Annotated in this window: 21 protein-coding genes and 1 tRNA gene; 5 read left to right on the top strand and 17 right to left on the bottom strand. The window is 60.7% G+C overall.

Going from position 1 to position 26,348, the window contains the following annotated elements:
* Positions 1 to 248: 248 nt before the first annotated feature.
* The 15 genes from DFR51_RS03025 to DFR51_RS02950 form a co-directional block, all read right to left on the bottom strand.
* The gene (locus DFR51_RS03025) at positions 249 to 1,388 is read right to left on the bottom strand and encodes a CaiB/BaiF CoA transferase family protein (protein ID WP_121047556.1); all 1,140 of its coding nucleotides are present in this window, start codon (positions 1,386 to 1,388) and stop codon (positions 249 to 251) included.
* Positions 1,389 to 1,481: 93 nt separating this feature from the next.
* A complete protein-coding gene (locus DFR51_RS03020) occupies positions 1,482 to 2,621 on the bottom strand; it encodes a serine hydrolase domain-containing protein (RefSeq protein WP_121047555.1) in 1,140 nt (379 codons plus the stop codon).
* 103 nt (positions 2,622 to 2,724) lie between these two features.
* Positions 2,725 to 4,482: a dipeptide ABC transporter ATP-binding protein gene (locus DFR51_RS03015; protein ID WP_121047554.1), complete on the bottom strand. Its 1,758-nt coding sequence runs from the start codon at positions 4,480 to 4,482 to the stop codon at positions 2,725 to 2,727.
* A complete protein-coding gene (locus DFR51_RS03010; RefSeq protein WP_121047553.1) occupies positions 4,482 to 5,294 on the bottom strand; it encodes an ABC transporter permease in 813 nt (270 codons plus the stop codon). The genes DFR51_RS03015 and DFR51_RS03010 overlap by 1 nt, the downstream gene beginning before the upstream one ends.
* A gap of 22 nt (positions 5,295 to 5,316) precedes the next feature.
* A complete protein-coding gene (locus DFR51_RS03005; protein ID WP_121047552.1) occupies positions 5,317 to 6,261 on the bottom strand; it encodes an ABC transporter permease in 945 nt (314 codons plus the stop codon).
* The gene (locus DFR51_RS03000) at positions 6,258 to 7,916 is read right to left on the bottom strand and encodes an ABC transporter substrate-binding protein (protein WP_121047551.1); all 1,659 of its coding nucleotides are present in this window, start codon (positions 7,914 to 7,916) and stop codon (positions 6,258 to 6,260) included. The genes DFR51_RS03005 and DFR51_RS03000 overlap by 4 nt, the downstream gene beginning before the upstream one ends.
* Positions 7,859 to 8,767 (bottom strand): LysR substrate-binding domain-containing protein, encoded by a 909-nt coding sequence (locus DFR51_RS18690; protein WP_126494590.1) that lies wholly within the window; start codon positions 8,765 to 8,767, stop codon positions 7,859 to 7,861. The genes DFR51_RS03000 and DFR51_RS18690 overlap by 58 nt, the downstream gene beginning before the upstream one ends.
* A gap of 21 nt (positions 8,768 to 8,788) precedes the next feature.
* Positions 8,789 to 10,246, bottom strand: a complete 1,458-nt coding sequence (locus DFR51_RS02985; protein ID WP_197723702.1) for an aldehyde dehydrogenase — start codon at positions 10,244 to 10,246, stop codon at positions 8,789 to 8,791.
* Positions 10,247 to 10,307: 61 nt separating this feature from the next.
* Positions 10,308 to 11,663 carry an NAD(P)/FAD-dependent oxidoreductase gene (locus tag DFR51_RS02980; RefSeq protein WP_121047548.1) on the bottom strand — a complete coding sequence of 452 codons (1,356 nt, stop codon included), beginning with the start codon at positions 11,661 to 11,663 and terminating at the stop codon, positions 10,308 to 10,310.
* Entirely contained in the window at positions 11,650 to 12,063 is a 414-nt protein-coding gene (locus DFR51_RS02975) for a Rid family hydrolase (protein WP_121047547.1), read from the bottom strand. The genes DFR51_RS02980 and DFR51_RS02975 overlap by 14 nt, the downstream gene beginning before the upstream one ends.
* Positions 12,064 to 12,115: 52 nt before the next feature.
* On the bottom strand, positions 12,116 to 13,246 hold the full coding sequence (locus DFR51_RS02970; RefSeq protein ID WP_121047546.1) for an NAD(P)/FAD-dependent oxidoreductase: 1,131 nt from the start codon (positions 13,244 to 13,246) through the stop codon (positions 12,116 to 12,118).
* 99 nt (positions 13,247 to 13,345) lie between these two features.
* Positions 13,346 to 15,430, bottom strand: a complete 2,085-nt coding sequence (locus DFR51_RS02965) for a TonB-dependent siderophore receptor (protein WP_121047545.1) — start codon at positions 15,428 to 15,430, stop codon at positions 13,346 to 13,348.
* Positions 15,431 to 15,573: 143 nt separating this feature from the next.
* On the bottom strand, positions 15,574 to 16,689 hold the full coding sequence (locus DFR51_RS02960; protein WP_160119128.1) for a PepSY-associated TM helix domain-containing protein: 1,116 nt from the start codon (positions 16,687 to 16,689) through the stop codon (positions 15,574 to 15,576).
* Positions 16,690 to 16,714: 25 nt separating this feature from the next.
* Positions 16,715 to 17,812 (bottom strand): carbohydrate porin, encoded by a 1,098-nt coding sequence (locus DFR51_RS02955; protein WP_160119127.1) that lies wholly within the window; start codon positions 17,810 to 17,812, stop codon positions 16,715 to 16,717.
* Between the two features lie 144 nt (positions 17,813 to 17,956).
* Positions 17,957 to 18,598, bottom strand: a complete 642-nt coding sequence (locus tag DFR51_RS02950) for a DUF4198 domain-containing protein (protein ID WP_147423391.1) — start codon at positions 18,596 to 18,598, stop codon at positions 17,957 to 17,959.
* A 403-nt stretch (positions 18,599 to 19,001) separates the two neighbouring features.
* Between DFR51_RS02950 and DFR51_RS02945 the strand changes: the two genes are divergently transcribed.
* Positions 19,002 to 20,267 carry an MATE family efflux transporter gene (locus DFR51_RS02945; protein WP_121047541.1) on the top strand — a complete coding sequence of 422 codons (1,266 nt, stop codon included), beginning with the start codon at positions 19,002 to 19,004 and terminating at the stop codon, positions 20,265 to 20,267.
* Positions 20,268 to 20,587: 320 nt separating this feature from the next.
* Here DFR51_RS02945 and DFR51_RS02940 read toward each other — a convergent pair.
* Positions 20,588 to 20,678 (bottom strand) — tRNA-Ser (locus DFR51_RS02940).
* Positions 20,679 to 20,824: 146 nt separating this feature from the next.
* Here DFR51_RS02940 and DFR51_RS02935 point away from each other — a divergent pair.
* Positions 20,825 to 21,559 carry an META domain-containing protein gene (locus tag DFR51_RS02935; protein WP_160119126.1) on the top strand — a complete coding sequence of 245 codons (735 nt, stop codon included), beginning with the start codon at positions 20,825 to 20,827 and terminating at the stop codon, positions 21,557 to 21,559.
* A gap of 94 nt (positions 21,560 to 21,653) precedes the next feature.
* On the opposite strand, the gene DFR51_RS02930 is transcribed toward DFR51_RS02935, so the two are convergent.
* Complete coding sequence (locus DFR51_RS02930; RefSeq protein ID WP_207790668.1) at positions 21,654 to 23,189, bottom strand: AMP-binding protein; 1,536 nt, start codon at positions 23,187 to 23,189, stop codon at positions 21,654 to 21,656.
* Between the two features lie 86 nt (positions 23,190 to 23,275).
* Here DFR51_RS02930 and DFR51_RS02925 point away from each other — a divergent pair, with 86 nt between their 5' ends.
* From DFR51_RS02925 to dgcA, 3 genes are all read left to right on the top strand, one after another.
* Complete coding sequence (locus tag DFR51_RS02925; protein ID WP_121049649.1) at positions 23,276 to 24,160, top strand: LysR family transcriptional regulator; 885 nt, start codon at positions 23,276 to 23,278, stop codon at positions 24,158 to 24,160.
* Positions 24,161 to 24,257: 97 nt separating this feature from the next.
* Entirely contained in the window at positions 24,258 to 25,265 is a 1,008-nt protein-coding gene (dgcN, locus tag DFR51_RS02920; RefSeq protein WP_121047538.1) for an N-acetyltransferase DgcN, read from the top strand.
* Positions 25,253 to 26,239 carry an N-acetyl-D-Glu racemase DgcA gene (gene dgcA / locus DFR51_RS02915; RefSeq protein ID WP_121047537.1) on the top strand — a complete coding sequence of 329 codons (987 nt, stop codon included), beginning with the start codon at positions 25,253 to 25,255 and terminating at the stop codon, positions 26,237 to 26,239. Before dgcN ends, dgcA begins: the two co-directional genes overlap by 13 nt.
* Positions 26,240 to 26,348: the final 109 nt, after the last annotated feature.

Genomic DNA, 26,348 nt, shown 5'->3' with positions numbered 1-26,348 from the left:
CGCAATAACTGCGGCGGAACCTGTCGATTGATGCTCCCCATCACACCCAATGGCCCTGTTCAATGGCCATACTCATACTTCATCCTCACATTTATGCAAACGACATAAAGCGGGTGCTGGGCTCGCCCTTTGTGGGCGCCAAAATCAGGGAATATCGGCACCAAGAGGGAGAGGACGCTGCTGAGCAACACGCCCAATCGCTCCGGTGACTGGCCTTCGGCATTCTGCGCAGCGCGAGCTTTGGCGCGCTATGCGCCGGAAGGCCTCAATCCGAACTCTCGAAGAACGGCTGAAGTATGGACACCCCGTTCGGGAACGGGCGAAATACGCATATCCACCTGCCCGGGAGCGAGGAGGCACGGTAACGGTCCGGCCGGCGTTTCAACCTCCCGCCATCGGTCTCTGGCTTTCAGTTGCCGATGATCCCACAGGTCCGCCATCGTGCTGATAGGCGCGTAAGCGATGCGCGCCTCCGCGAGCCGACCTTCGACCTCTTCAAGGGAGAGGCTGCCGAGAGTGCCGGAGATAATGGCCTTCAACGCGACCCGGTTCACCGATCGAAGTGAATTCGTTTCGAAGCGGGGATCTTTTTCAAGCGCCGCCTGACGCAGGACTTTCGCACAAAGCGCTGCCCATTCCCAATCGTTCTGCACGGCCAGCACGATCTCGCCGTCCACGACCGCGAACCGACCGTACGGGAAGATCGTGGCATGATCGGCGCCCGTACGTGTCGGTGGAGAAGCGCCATCCAGCGCGTAGTAGAGCGGGAAACTCATCCACTCCGCCATCGCTTCCAGCATCGATATGTCGATCCGGCGCCCCTGCCCCGTTTCCCGGCGTTCCAGAAGTGCGCTCAGAATATTGCTGTAGGCGTACATTCCCGCCGCGATATCGGCTATGGATATTCCAGCTTTGCACGGCTCGCTCGCGGTGCCCGTCAACGAGAGAAAGCCGGATTCAGCCTGGATCAAAAGATCATAGGCTTTCCGCTGCTCATCGGGCCCACCCTCGCCATAGCCCGATATGTCACACACAATAAGTCCGGGATTTCTCTCCGCAAGCGTGCCATGGTCAAGGCCAAGGCGTCTTGTGACTCCGGGCGCCAAGTTCTGAACAAAAACATCGGCCCGGCACAGCAACGCCCGCAGCGCCTCCAGATCGTCTGCGATCTTCAAGTCCAGTGTCACGCTTTCCTTGGAACGATTGGCCCAGACGAAGTGGGATGACATTCCCCGCGCCCGTTCGTCGTATCCTCGCGCGAAATCGCCGCCCACAGGCCGCTCGATCTTGATGATGCGTGCGCCGAGATCCGCGAGCTGGCGCGTACAGAAGGGCGCCGCGATCGCCTGTTCCAAACTGACCACAAGGAGGTTTTCAAGCGGACGCACCGGCTTCTCCTCAATGGAACTTCAAGAGCGCGAATCCGTCACGACCTTGTCGAGTGCAGGCAATCCGGAAGTCTGAACACGCGTCCCACCCTGTCACTTGAGCGCGCGCGCCACTGCCGCAAAAAAGGCATCGTCGTTCAATCCAAAACGCAAACGATAATTGGGCTTCGAACGCGCGCTCAGCATGGCGATCACGAGGCGTTCGCGAGGGTTGACGTGAATATACTGACCGTAAATCCCTTCGGCCTGGAACGTTCCTTCGAGTTCGGGATCTTGAAGCTCCGGCATCCACCACATGTAGCCGTAGGGGATCGACCTCTCCCCGATACGGAACGGCGATCCCGCCTCCTTGAACCATCCCTCGGGCACGACCCGCTCGCCCGCGATCACGCCGTCATCAAGGACGAACTGGCCAAAACGCGCATAATCCCGAAGCGTGGCGCCCATGCCGCTGCCGGAAACAACCATTCCGCCGGGACTATCAAGCCACCAGGTCGCATCCTGCTCCATGCCGAGACGGGACCAGATCTTTTCGGAAAGATACTCTGTCAGCGGACGGCCCGTTGCCTTCTCAAGAACGGCCGCGACAAGGTACGATTCGCCCGTGTTGTAAGCCCACGACCCTCCGGGCGGTGCGCACCGGGACAGGCCGGCCATGTGCTCCACGACAGCTCTCGGCTGGAATTCAAGCTGACGAGCGAGGAGTTTGCGCCGCTCGGACCCGGGATCGACATACTCCTCGCTCCACTCTACGCCAGTGCACATGCGAAGCAGCTGGCGCAGCGACACCTCTGCGTACGGCCCGCCGATCTCGATATAGTCGGTGAGCGGCGCGTCGAGGTCGCGGACCGCCCCGTCATACATCGCCGCGCCAACCAGCGTTGATGCAATCGACTTTGCCACCGAGCAGGATGCCCAATGCGTATCCGCATCAAGCCCAAGCTCGTACTGTTCAAAAGCGACCTGGCCATCCTTAAGGATCAGCAGGCCGGCGACGCGGTTTACCGAGAGAAAGTCCGCCATGTCGAACGTACGCCCGTCGTGTTCGACCGCGATCGCGGGGAATGGCTCAGACGAATAGGACAGCATCTTCGGCGCGCCTGATCCGCGCGACACGATTCCATAAGGGAACACGCGGCTGTTTCGAAGGAGTGCATGCACGACTTCGCCCGGCATGAGCGTCCCGCCGAACAGCTTCAACAGTTCAGCCTTGTCACCCGGATCAATGCTCACACCAGAACTCCACGTTTCACACGGACCATCAGAACAGACCTAGCGTCGTTCTCAGGGATCGTCGTTTTCAATTAATAGAAGCCAGCCTCCAAAACAGACTATCTCAGTTCAACCCTGCGACCGGGGTGCAGAGAACCTGATGCCCTTGATCAATCTGAACCATTTGCGCGAGCCCGCCGCCATTGGCACTACCCGGTTCGTAGTAGATGAATCCGTCGGGGGCGTCGCTGAATTCGGTCGATGGAATCGCGAGTTCGTATGTGTCATCCGAGGCGTGAAAGATGCGGGGCGTGGCCTCCAGAAGGCGGCGCGTATAGGGATGACGCGGCCGCTCGAAAATGGACTCGCGCGGGCCTGCCTCCACAAGACGCCCCCGGTACATCACGAGGACGCGGTCCGCGATTTCTTCTACAACACTGAGATCGTGCGAAATGAAGAGGTAAGACAGGCCATAGGTCGACCGCATTTGCGCGAGGAGATCCAAGACCTGGCGCTGAACGGAAACATCAAGAGCGGACACGGGCTCGTCAGCGACAACGAGGGCCGGATGGCTGACCACCGCGCGCGCAATGCCGACCCGTTGCCGCTGTCCTCCCGAGAGTTCATGTACGTAGCGCTTGCAGAATGACGCAGGAAGCCCGACCTCCTCAAGTGCTCCACGCGCACGGGCCAGACGTTCCGCGTTCGTCAGACTGCGATCCTGCCGTAGCGGTTCGGCAACGATGCTCTCGAGCGTCATTTGCGGATCGAGCGAAGAGTGCGAATCCTGAAAGACCATCTGTATGCGAGGCACCGCCTTGGTCTGACTGTCGATAAAGCACGGCCCGTCCAATGTGCCGGACGTGGCGGAGTTGAGGCCTGCAAGCGTTCGTCCCAGGGTTGTCTTGCCGGAACCAGACTCGCCGACAACGGCAACCACCTCGCCGCGCCGAACATCAAAACTGACATCTTGAACGGCCCGCACCGTACCGCCTTTCGCGAACGGCGCAGTGGGTTTGGTGCGAAATGTCACGTCGAGGTTCGCGACGCTGACAAGCTCCTCCTCCGCAGCTTCGGTGAAGCCGCTCGCAGGGCGTTTCGGCAGTGCGGCGACGAATTCGCGCATGTAGGCGGTTCGCGGGCGGAGCAGAATATCGCGCGTATCGCCATGTTCGACGATCTGCCCGCCCTTGAGGACGGTGGTTGTATCGGAATACTGTGAGAGCATCGCGAGATCATGGCTGATGAGAAGCACTGTCGTCCCGAGCTCCCGCACAAGCTCGACCATCTGGTCCATGATTTCCTTGCGGATTATCGCGTCCAGCGCGGTCGTCGGCTCATCGGCGATCAGCAGTGACGGGCGCGTCGACAATACCGATGCAAGCATGAAGCGCTGCCGCATGCCGCCCGAGAACTTGCCGGGATAGTCATTGAAACAGCGAAGCGGATCGCTGATCCTCACCCTTTCCAGCATATCGAGGCATCGCGCACGCGCCTCTCGCCGGGAGATCGCTTCGTGAAGCAAAAGCGCTTCCATCATTTGTCGGCCGACGGTCAGCGACGGATTAAGCGAAACCATCGGCTCCTGAAAGACCGCGCCGATACGCCGCCCGCGCAGGTTACGCATGATGCCGGCGTCAGCCTGGACGAGATCATGGCCTTCGAAACGGATGGAGCCCGCCGTAACGGACAGAGCCGGTGACAGAAGGCGGAGGATCGCACGCCCCACCGTGGTTTTGCCGCTCCCGGACTCGCCCACAAGTGCGCCGATTTCCCCGGATTTCAGCGAAAATCCCAAATTCTGGACAATGGCAGAGCCGCCTTTCGCGGCGATCGTGAGGCCTTCAACGGCAAGCACGGGCGTAGATGAAGAAGGGCTCATCAGTCTTTCATCTTCCGATCGAAGTAATCCCTGCAGAAATCACCAAAAAGATTGATGCCGAGCAGGGCGCCTGAAATCGCGACCCCGGGAGCGATTGCAAGCCAGGGCGCATCGGCGAAGTAGTTGCGGCTGTCCGCCAACATTCCGCCCCAGCTCGCCGCGGGCGGGGCGAGACCCAGGCCGAGAAAAGACAAGGCCGATTCCGCCAGCAACGCCCACCCGAAAAGCGAAGTCGCCATAACGAGCACGGGGGCGACGGTGTTCGGCATGATGTGCCGAACAAGCGTGAATGCCGCGCTGTTACGCATCACTTTCGATGCCGCGATAAAATCCCGTTGACGCATCGTCATGACATTCGCCCGCACCACGCGAACCATGTACGGCATGTAGGCAACGGCAAGCGCGATCACGGGCGCGACAGGCGAACCCGCGAGAACCGTCGTCATCGCGATCGCCAGAACGAGCGCTGGAAAGGCAAGAAACGCATCCATCAGCGCGACGACGACGCGATCGAACCAGCCCCCGACAAAGCCGGAGAAGGCGCCCAGCAGCGCGCCGAAAACTGTGACGAGGAGCGTCGTCATGCCCGCAACACTCACGGTGATCGCTGCGCCGGACAGCAGGCGGCTGAAGACGTCTCGTCCCCACTCATCCGTTCCAAGCCAATGCCGCAGGGATGGCGGCAGCAGGCGGGAGGAAAAATCCACCAGCGTTGGATCGAAAGGCGTGGCTATGGCCCCCGCAATCGCAGCGGAAACGACAAGAGCGAGCACCACCATCCCCACGATGCCGCTCGGGCGGGTTTTCAGCATCGTCGCCCAGCTTCGCGTAGAGTTAGTCATAGCGAAGCGCCGGACATAAGACAGGAGCGGTAAGCTCGATCATCAAATTGACGCCGACATAGCAGAGCATCACAATCACCATACAGCCTTGAACGACGGGGTAATCACGCGCGAACACGGCTTCGACCATGAGGCGTCCGAGGCCCGGCAACGAAAACACCGTCTCGATGACAACGGCGCCGCCGAGAAGGCCGCCGAGTACAAGCCCGATCATGATCCAAGTCGGCCCGATCACATTTGGCAGCACATGACGGCAGGCGACAGCCGATTCCGAAAGCCCCTTGGCCCGCGCATGAGCAACATATTCGAGCTGCAGGACTTCAATCGTGCTGGCGCGCGCCAAACGCACCAGCACACCGGCCTCGATCAACGCAAGCGTGAGCACGGGAAGCACGAGATAATGCAGCCCCTGCGTAAAATCTTCAGTCAGCGAGATGTATCCAACCACGGGGAAAATATCGAGCTGAACACCGAAGAGAAGCAGCATCATCAACCCCAGCCAGAAGCTTGGAATGGACAGGGAGACGGTTGCGAGCGCGACCACGACTGTGTCCGTGCGGGTGTTCTGACGCCACGCGGCGAACATGCCGAGCGGCACAGCCATGATCGCGGCAAGCACGACCGCCGGGATCACAAGGGACGCGGTTACGCCCATGGCCGGCACGAGAAGGTCGAGAACCGGGCTTTCCATCGAAATGGATTTCCCGAAATCCCCCTGCCCCAGCGCTGTCACCCAGTGATAGAACTGCACGGCGAGCGGCTGATCGAGCGCCAGCTCCGCACGAATGCGGGCGAGCGCCGCGGGGTCATCCGTCTCACCCAGAATGAGCTGCGCGGGATCACCGGGGATGAGCCGGATGAGCGCAAAGATCAGAAACAGCGCAATGACGATCGTCGGCAAGGCCAGCGCCAGCCGGGTGATGGCGTAGCGTATCATGATGCAGGTGTCCCATTGCGACGCACGCCCCAGAAGCGGGCACGCCCAAATTGCCACGAACGGAACCCCGTCACGCCATCTCGTATGGCGTTGGTATCTGCTGGGCTGAACAACCCAATAAAGGGAACATCGTGCAGCATTTCGCTGTGCAGCTTGCTGAATATCTTGCGGCGCTCCGCCATATCCGCCGTCATCATGCTTTCAGCCAGAAGCCTCCGGGCTTCGGGGTCACCCCATGTTTTTCCCGGGGAAGCGTCGCGGTCGCCGAGGATGGACTCATAACTCTGCGCGGCATCTGCCTTGGCGGAAAAACCAAAAGACAGCAGCTGGAAATCACCACTGCGCCATCGATCCATCTGTGTCGCCCACTCGAGAACCTCGATCTTGATATTGAGCCCAACCTGCCGCGCCATCGCCTGGACGAGGAGCGCCTGATTGAACATGGCGGGGTAGCGCCGGTTTGTTGTGAGAACGATCGGCTGGCCTCGATAGCCCGCGGCCTTCAGCAACGCTCTCGCGCGGGCGGGATCGAACAGTGCCTCCGCCGTGTCGGCGGACACGCCAAAGGGACTTGCCGAGGCGACAATCGACGGATTGGCATCCGCGGTGTCTTCGGTAACCAGTCGCGCCAAGGTGCGCCGGTCAATCGAATAGGCGATCGCTTCCCGAAGCCGGAGATCGGCAAGCAGCGGATTCCGGTCCTGAACGAGAATGCCGTAGGCGCCCAACATCGGTGCTGCGACGATGCGGATATCCTTCATCCGCCGAAGCTGCAGCATCTCCGCGGCGGGCACCTCCGGCATCACGTCGACCTGCCCTTTCACGAGCGCAGCCAGGCGAGACGATGCATCACGGATGATCAGCCAGCGCAAATGACGCTCGTACGGGGTTTTGCCTCTCACATTTCCGTCGGGTTCACCTTCCAGAGGCCGATATCCGGCAAAGGCTGTCATGTCGATGTAGCGCCCCCGCACCCAGCTGGAGATCCGGTATGGCCCCGTGCTGATCGGTTCGCGCCAGCTTCCGTCGGCGGCCACCGAATCCGGATGGAGGACGGCCCCGCCACCACAGCTGATTGCCGCCATCAAGGTCAGGAACAGCGGTTGGGGGCGATCAAGCGTGAAGGAAACGGTCAGGGGGTCGATCGCGTCCACAGACTCGATCTTCGCGCCGCGTGTCCCATCGAAATCGGCGAGGCAGGTCCAGTTGGTCTTGGGATCGAGATACCGACGCCACGACCAAACGACCTCGCGTGACGTGACGGGCTGACCGTTGTGGAACACCAGCCCTTCGCGCAGGTGGAACGTGTAGCGCTTCCCATCGGGAGAAACCGTGAGGGCATCGGCGAGCAGCAGATCGGGCGTGCCGTCTTCGCGGTAGCCAACCAGCCCTTCAAGAACATGCATCATGATGGTATCGGTATTGGCATCGCGATTAACGCCAGGATTGGTACCGCGAATATCCGACGTGAGCGGAATCTGCATCATGTCTTGCGATTTCGTGCCGGATGGCTGCGATGCAGTACATGCGCCCAGAAGAAGGCCACAAAGCGCCATGGCGGCCGGCAGCCGACGTGAAATCAAGGACGTCATCCCCTTCAGTTTCTGTACGCGGCAAGCATCTGCCGTGCCGAGCTCATCTCGTCGCAGATCCATTCGGAGAGCAGTCGGACCTGGCGGCGCGCGTTGAGATTTGCGGGACGGACCAGATAGTAGGACGTGCCACTCGCTACGACACGACGTGAAGCCATAATCAGCTGTTCATCCCGAATGGCGTCGTGGGCGAGCAGCAGATCGCTCGCCGTGATACCGAACCCCGCCTCCGCAGCGCGAAGCGCCATGTCGAGCACATCGAAATCCAGCCCGTTGTCGGTGTCGATCACGCCGCCGTTCCAGCCCGCGGCCCAGGTTTTCCAATCCTGATGGTCTGGCTGGGAATGAAGCAACGTCTTGCCCCGCAAATCTTCCGCACTGCGGAGTTCGCCGCCGGAGATGTAACCCGGCGCGCAGATGGGGACGAGCTGCTCTGCGTAGAGTTCGGTTACGTCCTCGTTCCGCCAGTTTCCGAGCCCATAGCGAATGCCAAGCTCCGCGTCGTTGTCGCTGGAGATCATGTCATGCCAGCGCGTGTGTATCATCACCTTCACGAAAGGATACTGCTCCTGAAACTCCCGAAGGCGCGGGTATAGCCAGCGCAGCGCAAACGTCGGCAGAACGCGAAGCTCGACCACATCCTGATCACGGTGAAAACTGTCGATCGTCCTGGCGATCTGATCGAAGGCATCCTTGGTACTGGATGCAAGTATTTTGCCCTCCGGAGTCAACTCAAGACCATTGTGCCCGCGGTGAAACAGCGTGACGCTCAACTGCTGCTCCAGAATCCGCACCTGCCGGCTTACCGCACTCTCACTGACGCGCAGAACCGACGCCGCCTTGCGAATGCTCATCTGTGCCGCCGCGACCTCGAAGCATTTCAGTGCGTTGACTGACGGAAGACGGCGGGTCATGACGGCACTCCCTCGTTATTGTCAGCCGAGACGATCGGCACCTGACGTTATCCATATGGTTTTACTGCGGAGATATTGGTCGAGCGCTTCTGTTCCCTTGTCCCGGGCCAGGGAGCCAGATTGCTTGTATCCGCCAAACGGCGTCTTCATATCGCCTTCCGTAAACCCATTGACGGCTACCGTGCCACATTCGAGCCGTTTGGCAACATGAAGTGCGGCATCAATGTCGCGCGTGTAGACGGTGGCATGCAGGCCGTAGTCGGAATCATTCGCCACCCGGATCGCCTCGTCGAGGGCGTTGACCTTCAGGACACCCAGAACGGGCCCGAAAATTTCCTCCCCCGCGATCCGCATGTCGGGAGAGAGGTCCGTAAATACAGTTGGCCCGAGATAGCTGCCCCGCCTACCCTGATCGGCGAGATCCAGAACGGTCCGAGCCCCCTCCTTGCGGCCGATGTCGAGGAAACGGCACACGTTTTCCTTGTGTTCCGCCGACACAAGCGGTCCCATCTCGGTTTCAGGATCAAGCGAATGGCCGATCACGATTCCGCGTGCGCGCTCAACAACGGCGTGCAGGAAATCATCATGAACCTTCGCGGATACAATCTGACGCATGTTCGCAGAACAGTTCTGGCCTCCGTTCCAGAAGGCCGACATCACTGCGCTTTCGACGAGATCGTCCGAAATTTCCGCATCGTCCAGAACGATGAACGGGCTTTTTCCGCCCATCTCAAGTCCGATAGTCTTGAGATTGGAATCCGACGCATACCGAAGGAAGACACGCCCGATTTCCGTCGATCCGGTGAAGGAAACGGCGTCGATATCCGGATGACGCCCGATTGCGGCGCCAGTGGTTTCTCCAAGCCCCGGCACGATACTGAGAACACCGTCCGGTATGCCCGCTTCAACCGCGAGTTCACCGAGCCTCAACGCGGACAGTGACGTTTGTTCCGCGGGCTTGACGATGACAGAACACCCGGCGGCAAGCGCGGGCGCCATCTTCCAGGCAGCCATCAGCAACGGGAAGTTCCAGGGCAGCACCAATCCGACGACACCGACCGGCTCTTTCACGATCATGGCCAGAACATGCTCACCCGTCGGCGCGACCTTGCCGAAACTCTTGTCGATGAGTTCTGCATACCAGCGAAAGCAGTTCGGCACCTCTTCGCCGATCTCCTTCAGGCAGTCCCGGATCGGCTTTCCGCTGTCGAGGCTTTCAAGAACGGCGAGTTCCTCTGCATGCTGCGCGATGGTATCGGCCAGCCGCAGGAGGATTTCCTTCCGAAACTCAGGTGCGCTGCGTGACCACACGCCTTCGCGCACGCTGCGCCGGGCGGCGATCACAGCGCTGTCGACATCCGCCGCGCTGCAGTGAGCAACAGTGGCCAGCACCTCTCCGGTCGCGGGGTTGACCGTCTCGAAGAGCTCTCCCTTGGTCGCGGATTGCCATCTGCCGCCGATCAGTGCGCGCGAAGGCATGACCAGCCGGCTCGCTATGGCCTCGTAGTGCGCGTGACTGGAACCTGTCATGACAATCTCCTCAGAGTGGCGCGTGGGGCTGGCCGAACGTGCCCTTCGCAAAGCGGTCGAGACGAAAAGCCTCGAGCCCGAGGGAGGGCGCCTGCCCCTGCGCGATACCCGACACGGCTTTCCCGACCGCCGGCGCAAGGCCAAAGCCGTGCCCGGAAAAGCCCGTCGCGACGATCAGCCCCGACACGCCCGTCGTACCGTCGATAACGGGCAACGCATCGGGAAGAACATCGATCGCGCCGGCCCACGATTTCACGATCCCAAGACTGTCTGCGCCCTCGAAGAGCTTTCCCAACAGCGCTTTCATCGTGGCCGCGCGCTTCTCGTTGGGCGGCAGGAACGGACGGCGAGGTTCGACCCTGCGTTCGTCGCGCCCTCTCACCATTAGCGCATACAGATCGTCAAGCAGCGCTCGGCCGACATTCAGCTGGAACGACCGGCGATTCGCCAGGAAACTTCCCAGGAAATATTTGATGTTCGTGAACGATCCCAGTGTGACATCCACATCGGACATGGACTCTGCAGCGATGATGCAGGAACCGTCAGCGCGTTGCCTGAGCCCGAGACCAAATCCGCAAAAGCATGGCTGGGACAGCCGGGGCGCCACGGTCGTCAACGATACCGTGTTCCGAACGGTTTTCTGCGGCAGCACCAAGGACAGCGAGCGCAGCAGCTGGTGTGACACCGCTCCTGCCGCGCAGACAACAATGTCGGCGGCTATTCTGCCATGTTCCGTGTAAACACCCTTCACGCGTCCGCCAGCAACGTCGATTTCGATCGCCCCGCAGTCTTCCAGAATTTGAACGCCCAGCCCCCGCGCGGCTTTTGCGAAGGCGGACGTTGCCTCTCCCGGCTCCGCCTGCCCGTCGTCGGGTGTATAAAGAGCGCCCGCCGTTCCCTGCTTCAGTGCAGGCAACAGCGTTGCGGTCTCGCTGCGGTTCAGCAGGCGGGACGAACGCGCGATCCCGTCGACCGACTTCAACCAAGCCGCGAAGGCTTCGTATTCCGGTTCATTGGAAGCGGCGAACAGGCAGCCGGTTTCCCGCCAGCCAACAGGCGTCCCAAGTTCGGCTTCCAGGCCCCGCCAGAGACGCAGTGCTTCAACAGCCAATGGCATCTCGGCCGGATCCCGATACTGGGTACGCACAAAACCCCAGTTGCGACCCGATTGCTGGCCGGCAACACGATCCTTCTCGATCACCAGAACCTTGAGACCGGCTCCGGCCATGTAGAAGGCTGTCGCGAGACCCATGATGCCGCCGCCGATGATGATGGCATCGGCCTGGCTTGGAATTGGCGGATATCGCCCTTCGATACGGGCGAGAACGTCATCCGGTGTATGAGAACTGAGGCTAAGAGCGGACATCGATGATCGCGTCCATATCCATTTCGATGCGGATATCAGCGTCGAACAGCTTCGCCTCTACAGTCGTGCACGCCGGGCAGATCCCTTCGAATGCGCGAGCATACACCTCCATGATGACGTCGTAATCTTCAGCATAGGCCAGATACATGCGCACACGCACGATGTCGGCAAGCGTGCCCCCGGCCTGTGCCAGAACATTCTCGACATTTTTGATGAGCTGCTTCGTTTGCGCCTCAGCGGTACCCACGAGAGTGCTGGTCGCGTAGTCGTAGCCCGTCGTGCCGGAAATCATCAAGTGGTTCCCCACCAGAACAGCCCGGCTGTAGTTGTACTGACGCTCGTACTCGCTGCCTGAAGTGTAACGCGTGCGGGGTACGGCAGTCGGCTTGTAGATGGTCATTGTCTATCCTGTAGTTGGTGAAGCAATTCCGCGATGCTTTGAAACACAAGCATCAGTGATTCAGGGAAAGACGATCCGGAGAGAGATCTGCAGACGTAATGCCGAAAGCGGAGACGATCTCGGGAAGCGGCTGACCAAGCGCAGCGGCCGCGGCAGCAGCACCGAGCGCCGGGGATGTCAGCACACCGCAACCGCCCTGAGCCGCCACCCATACAAACGACGGATCAGACGCGCGGACGCCGCACAGCGGATTGCGATCGCGAACGAAATTCCTGAGACCGGCCCACGTGCTCAGCGGACGCCCGACCTCCAGATCCGTGTCGGCCTGAATGTTCTCGATCGCCTGCGCCACATCAATGTCATCCGGGTAGACATCGCCTGGCGGTGTAAGCACTTCCTCAGCAAGGCTCCCCATGAATCGTCCGGCTTCCGGCTTCAGATACCATTGCCTGCCAACCTTGAAGATGTGCGGCCAGTCGTCGACGCGGACGCCCGTCGGCGCAGCAAATGTGAAGGCCGTGCGGCGCATAGGCATAATGCCCACGGGTTCGATCCCTGCCATGGCGGCAACCTCGTCGACCCAGGCGCCCGCCGCGTTCACGAGCACCGCCGCTTCGTGACACCCGCTCGGTGTGGTGACTTCCCACCCCTTTGCGGTTTTCCGGATGCTGATTGCGGGTTGACCGCTTTCAATCGTGGCGCCGTGCAGGCGGGCGCCGCGTACATAGCCCTGCAGCAACTTGTTGCTGTCTATATCAGCAGCGCCGGGCTCATAGACGCCACACTCGACACCTGCCGGGAGCAGCGATGGAAACATGCCAAGCGCTTCCGAACCCGATAGAATCTGTGCTTCCGCCTTCACCGATACAAGACGCTCAACGAGGGCGTCGAGACGCCCTTTCTGCTCCATTGACCCGACGGTGAGACAGCCTCGCGGCGAAAGCAACGGGCCTTCGCAGAAGCCGTCCGGCGGGTTATCGAAGAACGACCGACTGGCAGCGCCAAGGCCGCGCATCGTATCCGCAGCGATGCCAACCGTGAATTGTTCGGCCGAGCGCCCTGAGCTCTGCGTACCGAGCGAGGTCTCTCCCTCGATCAACATCACGTTTGCAGCCTGTGACAGAAAGTAGGCCGCCGATGTTCCAGCGAAGCCACCACCTATCACGATCGCATCGTACTTCATTTCGTTCTCACCCCTGGTACTCGCTATTGATGCGGAAAGATCGGGGCGGCTCCTTCTCGAACATGATCGACAAGAGACCGCCCCGTTTCGGCATTTTAATCAGAAGGACGTCGATACCGAGAACTTCACACTGCGAGGCAAGCCCTGCTGGATCAGGCTCGAACCTGTAGCCGCCCAATACTTCTTGCCGGTTACGTTCTCGCCGTAGACCCGGAAGGAAACCGGACGTCCGTACATTTCCTTCTCATAACGAAGGCCCAGATCGAACGTTGTATAACCCGGCACAAAGGCTGAATTGACGGCATTCGATGCCCGCCTTCCAACGCGAAACACGCCGGCGGAAGCACGGAGACCATCAAGCGCCTCGATGCGATACTCCGCGAAGATCGAGCCGCTGAACTTTGCTGTATTCTCGATCCTGTTGCCGATAACCGATGCGCTTCCCGTCTTCTGTTCCGCATCAAGACGGACCCCGCTCACGGAAAGCGAAAGATCGGGCAAGAGTTCTCCCGACGCACTGAACTCGAAGCCCTTGTAGTTGGCTTCACCGTCCTGAACGTAGAGATTGGCGGCATTGAGATAAGAGGACGCCCTGTCGATATCGAAATAGGCACCCGTGATCAGGAATCCCCTTTTTGGTTCAAGTTTGATGCCGAATTCATGCTGCTTGCTGAGCGCCGCCGGCAACACCTCGCCGGCATTTGTCGCGATCTGCGGCACGATCCCGCCCGACTCCAAACCTTCGATATAGTTCCCATACACGCTAAGCCAGGACATTGGCTTCACGAGCGCACCGTAGGACCAGGAATCGGGGCTGGCCTTGTAGGTGGAAACGAGGCTGCGATCCTTGTATTCGGTCTTGCGGTAGCCGATGATCAGGTTGAGCCAATCATCCAGGCTCGCCCTGTTGAAGATGAAAAACGCATCCTCGTTGACACGCGAGATGCTGGTGATCGTCCGCGCCGGTGTCGGCTGCTCCGGAATTTCGATGGGATCATAGAGATTCTGCGAGAACGTGTAACGTGTCGCTGCAGGAATATTGCTGTCGCGCTCGTAGTGGGAAACGCCGATCAGAATATTGTGCTTTATCGGGCCAGTTTCGATGACGCCGGCAACATCGCCACGAACAATCCGCGCACGATAATCGTTGCCATGAGTCAGGGCGACGCCAAGCGTGCCGTTTCCGGTGACAATATCATAGCCCGAGAAGGATGAGTATCGACGGTCGCGCTTGAGATAGGACTCGCCGACGCCGATCGACACACTCCAGTCGGCCGACATATTGTATCTTGCACGCGCCAGAAGGTTATACTCGTATCCTTCGGACAGAAGCCAGGTCGAACCCAGGTTCTTGGAGGCCTTTTGCAGCGGCGGCACGGTGATCACGCCGTTGACCGCAGCCGGAAGGACGAGTTCCGTCGCTTCGGTAACAGACTTGTCGATATATTCCGCATCAACCTGAAGGAGCAGCCCGTCAACCGGCTCCCAGTCGAATGCAGCCGAGGTGAAGAAGCGGCGGCCCTTGGTGTCTTCGACACCGTTCTCTATCGAACTGGCTGCAGCGTTGATACGGAGGCCGACATCGCCCCATTTCCGGCCGATATCCGCGTGTGCACCAAACGCGCCATGCACGTTCCCGGACACGTCAATGCGGTTGACCGGGTCAAGCGTCGGACGCGAGGACACCAGGTTCACGATGCCCGACGGTGATGCGAAGCCGTAATAGAGGCCCGCCGCACCTTTCAGAACTTCAACGCGGTCCTTGTTCTCGATGGGCATGTCGATGAAGTTAATCATCGGCAGAATCCCATTGAATCGATAATTGGTCAGGTTGTCGACGGCGATGCCGCGGATCGACAGGTTGCTGTAGATTGTTGCGTTGAGCTGCGACTGCGTGACACCCGCCGTATTGCGCGCCGCGTCAAGGATGCTGGCAGCCTGCTGCGCATCGAGAAGTTCGCGGCTGAGCACCGACACGGTAAGCGGCGTGTCGATGATCTTGGCATCACGAAACGCACCCGCCTGCAGATAATCCTGACTAAAGCTGTTCCGCCGGTCAGCGCTTACAACGATTTCTTCATTGACGTCCGAAGTTGCCGGTGACGTCTGAGCACTGGCCATCGATGACATTGAAACCGATGAAAGAACAATGCAGTGAAATATTATTTTTTTGCACGACTTCATTTCAACCCCCTTTTTAGTTTGTATTTGCAAAGACCACCGTCACTTACGGAGACCACGCACGCAGGCTTTTGCGTCCATTTTCTTTACGAGATGATGGACCTGTCGTGACGGTCTAGTCGATGACAATTTTTGGAAGGCGGTGTCTAATTGCCGTTCGCGTGCAGACCGCCGACTTTGGCGGAGCCGCGCGTCTTCAACCCGTATCGCGACCACCAGAGCCGTATTCCCATCAGCATAAGCACCAGGAATCCCGCCCCCATCACCACGGCCAATAATCGGCCAGCCATTCCCGCCCATTCTCCGCTGTGCACGGTATACAATGCCGTCACAGCCTTCACGGACGCTGGAGCTTCCACGGCATCCCAGGCCGAGACGACGCGATATGTGCGGGAATCTACATAAACCCGCGTTGTGCCGAAGGCGCGGCGCCATTCACCCGGTTGCCGCATCTGCACAGTGTAGCAAATATTGCTCCGGTTAGGCAGGGTAACGACAACGGTCTCCGCATTCGGGAACACCTGCTTTGCGCGCTCTACCGCTCGCGCGGAAGAATGCTGCTGAACATCGCCGTGTATCGCCTCGCACTGTTCTGGCAATTCAGCCGGGCTGCCGGTCACTCTCTGGAGCGATGGAAGGAAAAGAAGCCCCAGACCCGTCAACGTCATGATCACGCCGAACGGCAGAATCCACACGCCCAGAAACCGGTGCCAAGTGTAGAAGCTTGCAATTGGACTGGCAGCGCGTTTCGGAAACAATATTGCCCGCCAACGCCCCTTCTGCGGCCAGACCAGACGCAGACCTACAAGCATATTGATGAGCAGCAGCACGCCGCTCGCAATCACGATTATCCGTCCGGTCGGCCCTGCCAGAAGTGATTTGTGAAAGAGCAGAACGCCCCGCGCGATCGACAAATCCCACCAAGGATCCGACCATGCACTTATACGCTCGATGCGGCCGTCCGCGCCTTCGACGCGCCAGACCCTGAGTTTTCCGGATTTATCTTCGCCGAGAATATCGACCTGCCCGGCCAACCCTCCGCTGATGAAATATTCACCCGCGCTACCGCCTTCTCGCGCGATGCGCTGGCGCACCCGCTCCATCGCATCGGCAGAAACAAGTTGAGACGAAGCGCCGAGGACAACTGCATCGTCGAACTCTCGGGAAAAAACCAGAAGAACGCCTGAAAGAATCTGCAGAATCCAGAATATGGCGAAACAAAGCGACCCATAGCGATGTATTTTTACCAAAAGGCGCTTCACATCGATAAATCCTGCCGGCGATATTTTATATGTCGTTTCCGAGTACAATCTGGAGCCGCGCACCCACGACCAACGCATTGCCCCCGCCCCGGTCATAGGCCGGCTGGATAACATACTGGACATCGGGTTGCAGGCTGATCCGATCGTTGAACGCATAACGATAGGTGAGTTCCAGATTTGTCTCCCGTCTGCCATATCCCGTATGCCCGGGACCATCGGGGCGCAGACGTATCGAACTCAGGGCTATACCGATCATATCTCCGTCACGGCCAAAAGGTGCGCTTTGAGTAAGACCTCCACTGATTTGGTGGCGGATATCCGATACAGAGGCGCTGGCATGCCCTATTCTGAACCACGCGGCCGTGTCTGAACCGAGCGCGAAGGTCGTCATTGCATAAGCGCCTCCTCCGGTGCGGGATGGACCTTCTATGTCTGATGAAGGGGCGCGGCTATAGTGATAGGCGCCAAAGCCAAACGACACTCCAGTATCTTCAATGTCGTATTCGACCTGTCCCAGAAACAGTGCACCCTCTTCCCTGTGCAATCGAATGGCAAGAAACTTCCCATCATCAGAAAAGCCGCGCGGCGCGCCATCGAAAACCGCACCCTGAACCGTCAGCCCCGACCATTCTCCGCGTACATTTATCCCAAGCCCGGTTGCGGGATACGTGGAAGGGCCATTTACCCCGCTGGCGGCAAACTCACTACCCATGCCATGACCACTGTTTAAAAACAGCCCGGCGGCCTCAATGGCATCGAACTGGGCGTTCAGATCCATCAATCCCAAACGTACCGAGACGTTACCGGAAAGACGCGCATCCACCCACGCCTCCAGGAGACGGTGCCGCACATCGCTTTCCGCATTATCGATACCGTGCGCATCGGCGACAAGGCGCTCGGATGGGCCATGACCCAGGACATGAAAGGAACTTACCCGCCCTGTTACCCCATCGAGCCCGAACGCCTCACCCTTGACGGTCAGTTCCGCATCAATTTTGCTGAACACGACAGCGTCCCGCCGGACTGGGTTGGAGAGCGCGACCCAGCCATCCGTTGTGCTGGCAAGCCTCCATTCCAGTGCATCGCGACCATGCGCCTGCGCCGGATCGCTGATGAAAGCCATCCCGAGAGATGCAAACGCCCAGGAAAGTACCTGCGTCGCCGATTCAGGGCGACGCAGGTAAACGCTTGGGACGACCGGGCGAGACCCGGCCTCGCACGGAGCAATCATGAGCCGCGCATTCTCAGACAATGCCCATCACGCCCATCAGGGCTGAACAAATGTGAGGGTTGTGACATGCGTTATCTTGGATACCGCCTTGTCATCCAATTGACGGTTTACAGCCTCGTTGTGGTCAACGAAGAGCAGATAACGACCGCTGATATCGGTCGGCACCGTGAACTGGGCATTTTGATCAGACTTGATATTTTTCAGCCATCCGTCGGGGCGGATGATTCTCACCCCCTCTTTGGGCGTCGGTTTACCCTGGAACAGAATCTGAAAGGTGGATCCGCCCGGCTCCAAAGGAACGACTTCGAAGTCAAGCTTAGGGGCAATTTCGGCCCTGCCCGCTTTTGCATAATAGATGCGCGCGGCGTATTTCCCGTCCTCACCCATCTCCGGCGCGAAAATATCATCATCGCGCAGCCGAATGTCGCCCTTGCCTGATATGTTCGCTTCCAGGTGATCCGATCGGCGAACAACAGGAATCACCTCCTTGGCGTTCGTCTGGAACACCTGCGGCGCGCGCAGACGATGGAACTCCTTGTCGCCACCTTCAGGAGTCGGGTAGTCGGGCTCTCCAAGGTATATTCTCGCCGGACCGCTGGAATCCTTTTCAATCCAGATTTCATGCGCTTGGGCTTGGGCTCCTGACATCGCAAATATTGCCGCCAGTAAAATTCTCATCAGCATCACTCCCATCGCTATTCGCCAAGGCCCATTCAGAACCGGCGCTTAGTGGATGGAGTTCGACGTGAAACGGCAATTATAATTATTGGATACGCCTTCCACATTATTGAAGGCGCTCTTGATACTGATTTTCATAAACTGAGATTTCGCCTGTAGCTTCTAGGTGTTGTGTGCGCCGCGCATTGAGACGAGTTGGACTTAGTTCTCGTCTGTCACCATTACAGAAGCCAGGCCTGAGGAGGCCGAAATCCTATCGCGTGCAGGGCTTTCCGGAGGTCTCGCCACTTCCAGAAATCGTACGCTGTTGCCCCTAGATCGGTTGACGGAGGCGACGGACCTTGCGACCAGCCTGCCCATGCAGTCTCCTTCTCGCCTGGTATGGAGCATTGCGCTCCCCGCAATGCTCACGAATGTCGCGACCGCGCTTTTCGGTCTTGCCGACATGTGGGTGATCGGTCGGCTGGGCGATGCGGCAGCGCAAGGCGCGGTCGAACTCGGTGCGAAATTCATGATGGGGCTGCTCATCGTGTTCGCGTTTCTGCGTACCGCCACGGTGGCGCTCACCGCGCAGGCGGCGGGTGAAGGCGATCATGAAGAGCAGTCCAAGATTCTCACCCGAAGCGTGGCGGTGGCGGTGGCGATTGGCGCGGGGCTTTTGCTCGTGCGTCCATGGGCAGTCAGTGCGGGTCTCGCCCTACTCGAAGCGAAAGGTGAAATTGCCCAGAACGCACGCATTTACATAGACATTCGCTATTGGGCGGGTACCGCCTGGCTGCTCAGCTGCGCACTCTCCGGCTGGCTGATCGGGCAGCGGCGCGTGAGGGTCATTCTTGTGATCGAGGTCGCCGCCAACATCCTGCATGTCGCGCTCGACCTTCTGTTCGTTCTTTGGGCCGGCTGGGGGATAGCGGGCGTTGCCACCGCCACCGCATGCTCTGAGCTTTTCAAGCTGGCGCTGCTGATCGCAGCCATCGCACGCGAGCCCGCCGCGAGCCGCGCGCTGGCAGCCGCCCGCTGGCGCTCAACCTGGGATGGACAAGCACTGCGCAAGCTCTTCAGCCTGAATCGCGATCTGTTTCTGCGAACGCTGCTGCTTACCGCAGCAATGGCGCTTCTCGCACGCAGCGGCGCCCAACAAGGACCGGTCGTACTCGCCGCGAACGGCATCCTGTTCCAGATTTTCATGCTCTCGTCGTTGATCGTCGATGGCTTTGAAAGCGCCGCTCAGGTCTTATGCGGTGAAGCCAAGGGTCGGCGTGATCGCGGTCGTTTCGTTATTGTGGTTCGCACCGCATTCGCTTGGGCATTCCTGACAGGCCTTGTGATTGGTACGATCTACTTCTTTGCCGGAAGTGTTCTGGCCGCCGGCTTCAGTACAAATCCGGACGTGATCTCAACAACAGCAACCTACATCGGCTGGACGGTTCTGCTCGCCATCCTGGGTGTTTTCGTGTCCGTTTTTGATGGCATCTTCGTAGGTGCGGGCTGGACCCGTGCGATGGTCTTGACGATGGCGTTTGCAATGGCCGTCTATGCAGGCGCCCTCCATCTCGCAGCACCACTTGGCAATCACGGCGTCTGGCTTGCATTCAGCCTGCTCTTCGTCGTTCGCGCGTTGGGCCAACTCTACCTGCTACCTGGACTTGCCCGCCGGGACTTCAATTGATCCAACACATCCGCGTGCATTGCCGACTTGCCCGGGCGGTAGTTTAGCCATTCAGCCCGTCTCATCCTGCTCTCCGTGCCGGTTATCGCTTACGCAACGGTGAGGGCCGCGATGGCTGGAACGCTATTTGCGAGCTTGGCTCCCGCACCTGAAGATTTGTCAGCACCAGGGCCACCTCTCATATCGGCGCTCCTCAGAAACGCCCCGCACAGCATGGGATTTGGGAGCGGTTAGACGGATCGTATGAGAGAGAATTTTAGCCCAGGAAGCGCCAAAACGTAATGCTTTCGAGGATTTTGAGCGCTCTAGAAGAGGCTTAGTGGCGGAGCGGGAGGGATTCGAACCCTCGATACGGTTTTGCCGTATACTCACTTTCCAGGCGAGCGCCTTCGACCACTCGGCCACCGCTCCGCATCGCTGGGGGAAGCGCCTTAGCGCTCATCACGGGGGGTCGTCCAGCCCTCAATGCAAATGCAGCCTCCCTCGACGTCCCGAAAAGGGGTATTCCTCGCTCGGTCAGCCGGGACATGAACAGGCGGTGTGGCAGGAGAGCCGTGATGAAGTGTGGGCTTTGGATCGTTGCGGCCATGATGGCGGCGGGTTGCACGGCGGAAACATCGGGGCAGGACGCGCCAGGTCCGGCTTCTTCCCCAGCTGCGACGCCACCCGCCGTTCCGGCGATGTGGGTTCTGGAAACGCTGGCGGGAGATGCGCCCGCGCCTGGCGCGCGGTTTCAGCTTAAAATGGGCGTCGACAACCGTATCGGCGGGCGCTCGGGCTGCAACAGTTTTTCGGCACGCTACGCGCTGAACGGCACTGCGTTTAAGGTATATCCGCCCATGATCGGCACCCAGATGGCGTGTCCTGAGGCCGTTATGGCGCAGGAAGCGACGTTCCGCACTCTGCTCGAGATGGCGACCACGGCATCCGTGGGCGCAGACGGCAAGCTGACTGTGACCAGCAGCGACAGCCGCACGCTCCGCTTCGCAAGTACCGGCGAATGGGAGAGCGGGACTGCCGGAAGCGCCGCCCCACCGATGCCCGTTCCCTCGCACATCGTCATGCGCTGCGGCACGGAGCAATTGCGCGTTCGCCTGGTCGACGGACAGGCGGAGGTCGTCCTTGATGACGGCAGCGCTATTTTGCTTCCGCGGCTCTCGGGCGAAACGGGTAGCGCCGAAACCTACACCAACGGACGCATGACGCTGGAACGCCAGACATCGCCGCAGCACGGTTTCCGCTTCGCACGCGGACGCATGGCGATGATGCCCTGCATCCTCGCGCAGAACTGAAAACCCGTGCCAAATCGTGCCGGTGTCCGGACAAGCCGATAGGCATCGTGGGTTTGCTCGTCCTCAAACGCTGTATATTGGACCGACCATCAGCCTACGAACTTGTGAAGCTTTCCGCGTAGCGCTTGCGCAGCTCCGTCTTCACGACCTTGCCCATGGCGTTGCGCGGCAATTCGGAAAGCACGTGGATCGCCTTTGGCTGCTTGAAGCGCGCGAGGTTCGCTGCCGCGGCCGCTTCCAGGGCGGCAACATCGAAGTCCGGTCCATCGACCGTCACCGCCGCGACAACCGCCTCGCCGAAATCTGGATGCGGCACGCCGAACACGGCGACGTCGACGACACCCGCCACCTCGGCGAGCAGGATCTCGACCTCAGCCGGATAAACGTTGAACCCGCCCGAGATGATAAGATCCTTCGAACGCCCGACGATGGTCACGCGTCCGTCCGCATCCTTGCGCCCGGTATCGCCCGTGCGGAAGAAGCCGTCCGCGTAAAAGCTTTCCGCCGTCGCCTCAGGCCGGCGCCAATAGCCGGCGCAAAGGTTCGGCCCCTTGATCTCGATCTCACCGACCTCTCCCGCCGGTAGCCGGTTCCTGTCGGCGTCGACAACGTTCAGTGACACGCCCGGCAACGGATAGCCAACGGTGCCCGCGATGCGGCCCTCCTGCGCGTAGGCATTGGAAGTGATCATCAACGCCTCGGTCATGCCGTAGCGTTCGAGGATACGGTGGCCGGTGCGCGCCTCAAACGCTTCAAAAACAGACGGCAGCAATGGTGCAGAGCCGCTGACGAACAGGCGGATCGTGCCGCAGACATCGCGGTCGAAGGCCGGCTCGGCGAGCAGGCGCGCATAGAAGGTCGGCACGCCCATGAACACACTCACCAGCCCGAGCCCCTGGATCACGTCGGCAGCGTTGAACTTGGGCAGCATCACCAGTGTCGCGGCATTGTAGAGCGCAAGGTGCAGCGCCACGAACAACCCGTGCGCGTGAAACAGCGGCAGCGTGTGCAGGATCGAATCGTCCGACGAGAAATGCCACGCCTCGTGCAGCGCCGCGACGTTGCTCGAAAGATTGCCGTGGCTCAGCATCGCGCCCTTCGGTCGCCCGGTGGTGCCCGAGGTGAACAGGATCGCGGCGAGATCGCTGGATGCAACCGCCTCGATCGAGAGGTCCGGTTCGAGCGACAGCGCGAGATCGGGCAGCGACCCCGATCCGTCGGGCTCCAGCGTCATGCGCTTCACCGGCGCCGCATCCTGGCCGGGCACCGGAGTCGCGGCGGCATGAACAAGCAGCGCAGGCTCGGCGTCCTCGATCAGCAGCGCCACCTCGGCGGCCGTGTATGCCGCGTTCATCGGGACGAAGATCGCGCCCGACGCGAGCACGGCGAGATAGGTGTAGACGAACGAGGGCGAGTTCTCGGTTTTCACCATCACCCGGTCACCGCGCTTCACGCCAAGCGCCGTGAGCGCCGCGCGGTAGCGCCCGATCATCGCGGGGACCCCTGCGAAGTCGATCACCGGCGTATCCCGCCAGACGATCGCCGGCTTCGCGCCGAATGCCGTCTGCCGGTCAAGGAAGATCGCGACCAGATTTTCCGCCATGTCATCCCCGCATGTTACGATTCTCATTCCCTGCGCTTAAACTCGATCCGGCACCGGCATCGCAATCGGTATTGACGCGCACCCATCCCGGACGGGAGGATAGGCCATCCATGATCAACCTGCGTCACATCGAGATTTTCCACGCCGTTTACAGCAACGGGTCCGTGAGTGCGGCGGCGCGTGCGCTCAACGTTTCGCAGCCGTCGGTGACAAAGGTGCTTCGCCACGCAGAGATGTTGCTTGGCTTCCCACTGTTCGAGCGCGCCAAGAGCGGGCTCGTGCCGACCGAAGACGCGCACACACTGTTCGCGGAGGTCGACGAAATCCAGACACGCGTCTATTCGTTGCGACAGGCGAGCCAGAACCTGCGGCACGGACGCGGCGGCACCCTGCGCGTCTCTGCCCTCCCCTCGCTCAGTCTCAGCGCGCTGCCGGAGGCCGTCGCCCGTTTCCTCCGCGATCACGAAGGTGTCAGCTTCGATCTGCAGACGGTCCACCACGACGACATGGTCCGCAAGCTCTACGAACGCGAGACGGACATCGTCGTCAGCTACGAGGTGCCCCCTGCCGCGCCCGTGTCGCACCGCTGGCTTGGCGAGGGCGAACTCGTCATCCTCTACCGCGAGGCGGACATGCCGGATGCGCCGCCGCGCATCCCGCTCGAGATGCTGAAGGACCGTCCGTTCATCAGCCCGATCCAGAGCGGCCCCATCGGCCGGCTCCTCTCCGCCGAGCTCCAGCGCGTGGGCGTGGAACTGGGTGAAATCGTTTCGGCGCGAACCTTCTACATCGCCTCCGCGCTGGTGAAGGCGGGTGTCGGCATGACGATCGTCGATAATTTTACGGCGCAGGCGGCGCAGACACCCGGCCTGTCGTATCGGCCTATCCTTCCCTCTCTGGCTTTCGACATCCACGCCGTTCACCTGCAGAACCGACCGCCGTCCGGCCTTGCGACGGCATTTCTGAAGGTTCTGAGCGAGGTCATCGAGGCCCTATAGACCCGCGTTATAGGGGTGACGGCGCTTGATATGAAGCCGGGCGCGCGCCGCGCGGCTATCGCATCCAGGCTACAGATTGCATGATAGAAGGTGCGCGATGATCCCCAGTCCCTATTTCCTCTATCTCGGCCATTCAAACGACGAGATCGGGATCAAGACATCGCGCGGGCTCGCCGTTTTCCGACGGGAAGACTGCGTTGGCGAGTTTCGCCACGATGGTTGCGGCCTCACGCTCGGCCTCCCCCGCCTGACCATCGAACAGGCCGTCGCGGCAGGCGCGAAGACGCTCGTGCTCGGCATCGCGAACGCGGGCGGCAAGCTGGGCGAGGACTTGGTGCAGGATGCGCTGGCAGCGATCGAGGCAGGTCTCAACATCGCCTCCGGCCTCCACCAGCGCCTGCGCGATGAACCACGCCTCGTCGCCGCTGCGCAGGCGAAGGGCGTCTCACTGTTCGACGTGCGCGACCCCGCGCACGACCTTCCCGTTGGCAACGGCGAGCGCCGCGCAGGGAAGCGACTGCTCACCGTCGGCACGGACTGTTCGGTCGGCAAGATGTACACGACGCTCCACCTGGCCCGCGCCCTCCAGGCGCGCGGCATTCCGGCCGATTTCCGCGCGACCGGCCAGACCGGCATCCTCATCGCGGGTGCCGGCGTTCCGCTCGATGCCGTGGTGGCGGACTTCATCTCGGGTGCGATCGAGTACATCTCGCCCGCGCGCAACGATGGCGGCTGGGATCTGATCGAGGGCCAGGGATCGCTGTTCCACCCCTCGTTCGCCGGCGTTTCCACCGGGCTCCTCCACGGTGCGCAGCCCGACGCACTGGTGCTGTGCCACGAGCCGAACCGACCGCACATGCGCGGCCTGCCGCACTATCAGCTGCCGCGCCTCGCCGACTGCCTGGAAGCGAACCTTCGCACCGCGCGCCTCACCAACCCCGATGTGAAAGCCGTCGGCATCGCGCTCAACACCTCGAAAATGATGCCCGAGGCGGCAGCGCAACTCTGCGCCGAAACGTCGGACGCTTTCGGCTTGCCTTGCGTGGATCCGGTGACCATGGGCGTGGAACCCATCATCGAGCGGATACTCACATGCGAAGCCTGATCGCCCGCAGCGAAAATTTCCCGCTGATCGCACCGTTCCGCATCTCGCGCGGGGTGAAGACCGCCGCTGATGTCGTCACCGTCGAAATCGCCGCAGAAGGTCATGTCGGGCGCGGCGAGGGCGTGCCTTATCCACGCTACGGCGAGACGATCGAAAGCGCGCTCGCCGCAATCGAAAGCGCTCGCAGCGCGATCGAGGCCGGTGCGGAACGTACGGAAATCAACGCGCTGATGGCGCCGTCCGCGGCCCGCAACGCCGTCGATTGTGCGCTCTGGGATCTCGAAGCCCGGATTGCCGGAAAAAGCGTCACCGCGCTCATCGGCAGAGCACCGGTTGGCCCGACGCCGACCGCGCTCACGGTCAGTCTCGACACGCCCGAAGCCATGGGCGCCGCCGCGCTGAAGCTTGCGGACGTGCCGCTCATCAAGGTGAAGGTCGATCGCAGCGACCCCGCCGCGCAGATCAGGGCGGTGCGCACCGCCGCGCCGAGGCCGAAGCTCATCGTCGATCCGAACGAGAGCTGGACGATCGCCGAGGTACGGGACCTGCAGTCACTGCTCATCGACCTCAACGTCGATCTGCTGGAACAACCGCTTCCCGCCGCCGAGGATGCCGCGCTCGAAGGCTTTCGCTCAGCAGTGCCGATCGCGGCCGACGAATCCGCTCATGTCGCCGGCGATCTCGATGCCCTCATGCAGAAATATCAGGTCATCAACATCAAGCTGGACAAGACCGGCGGGCTCACGGCGGCGCTGGAACTCGCGGATGCCGCACGCACAAAGGGCATGGGCCTGATGACGGGGTGCATGATCTGCTCGTCGCTCAGCATCGCGCCCGCGCTTATCATCGCGGCGGACGCTGCGTTCACCGATCTCGATGGTCCTGTCTGGCTCGCGAACGACCGTACGGGCGGAACCATCTGCACGAACGGAATTCTCGCACCGCCCTCTTCCGCGTTGTGGGGTGGTGCATAGCCGCCAGTTATGAGCATGCAAACGTATATGAATTCATGTCCGCTTTTCTTTCCCGTGGTGCATCTCCACAGTCAGACTGGCGGATAAGCAGCGCAAGCGAGGGGGGTGC

Origin of the sequence: Sphingosinicella microcystinivorans (assembly GCF_003634215.1) — a bacterium.
Lineage (GTDB): Bacteria > Pseudomonadota > Alphaproteobacteria > Sphingomonadales > Sphingomonadaceae > Sphingosinicella > Sphingosinicella microcystinivorans.
Note: the sequence above shows the minus strand (reverse complement) of the source record. Positions and strands in the feature narration are given on the sequence as shown.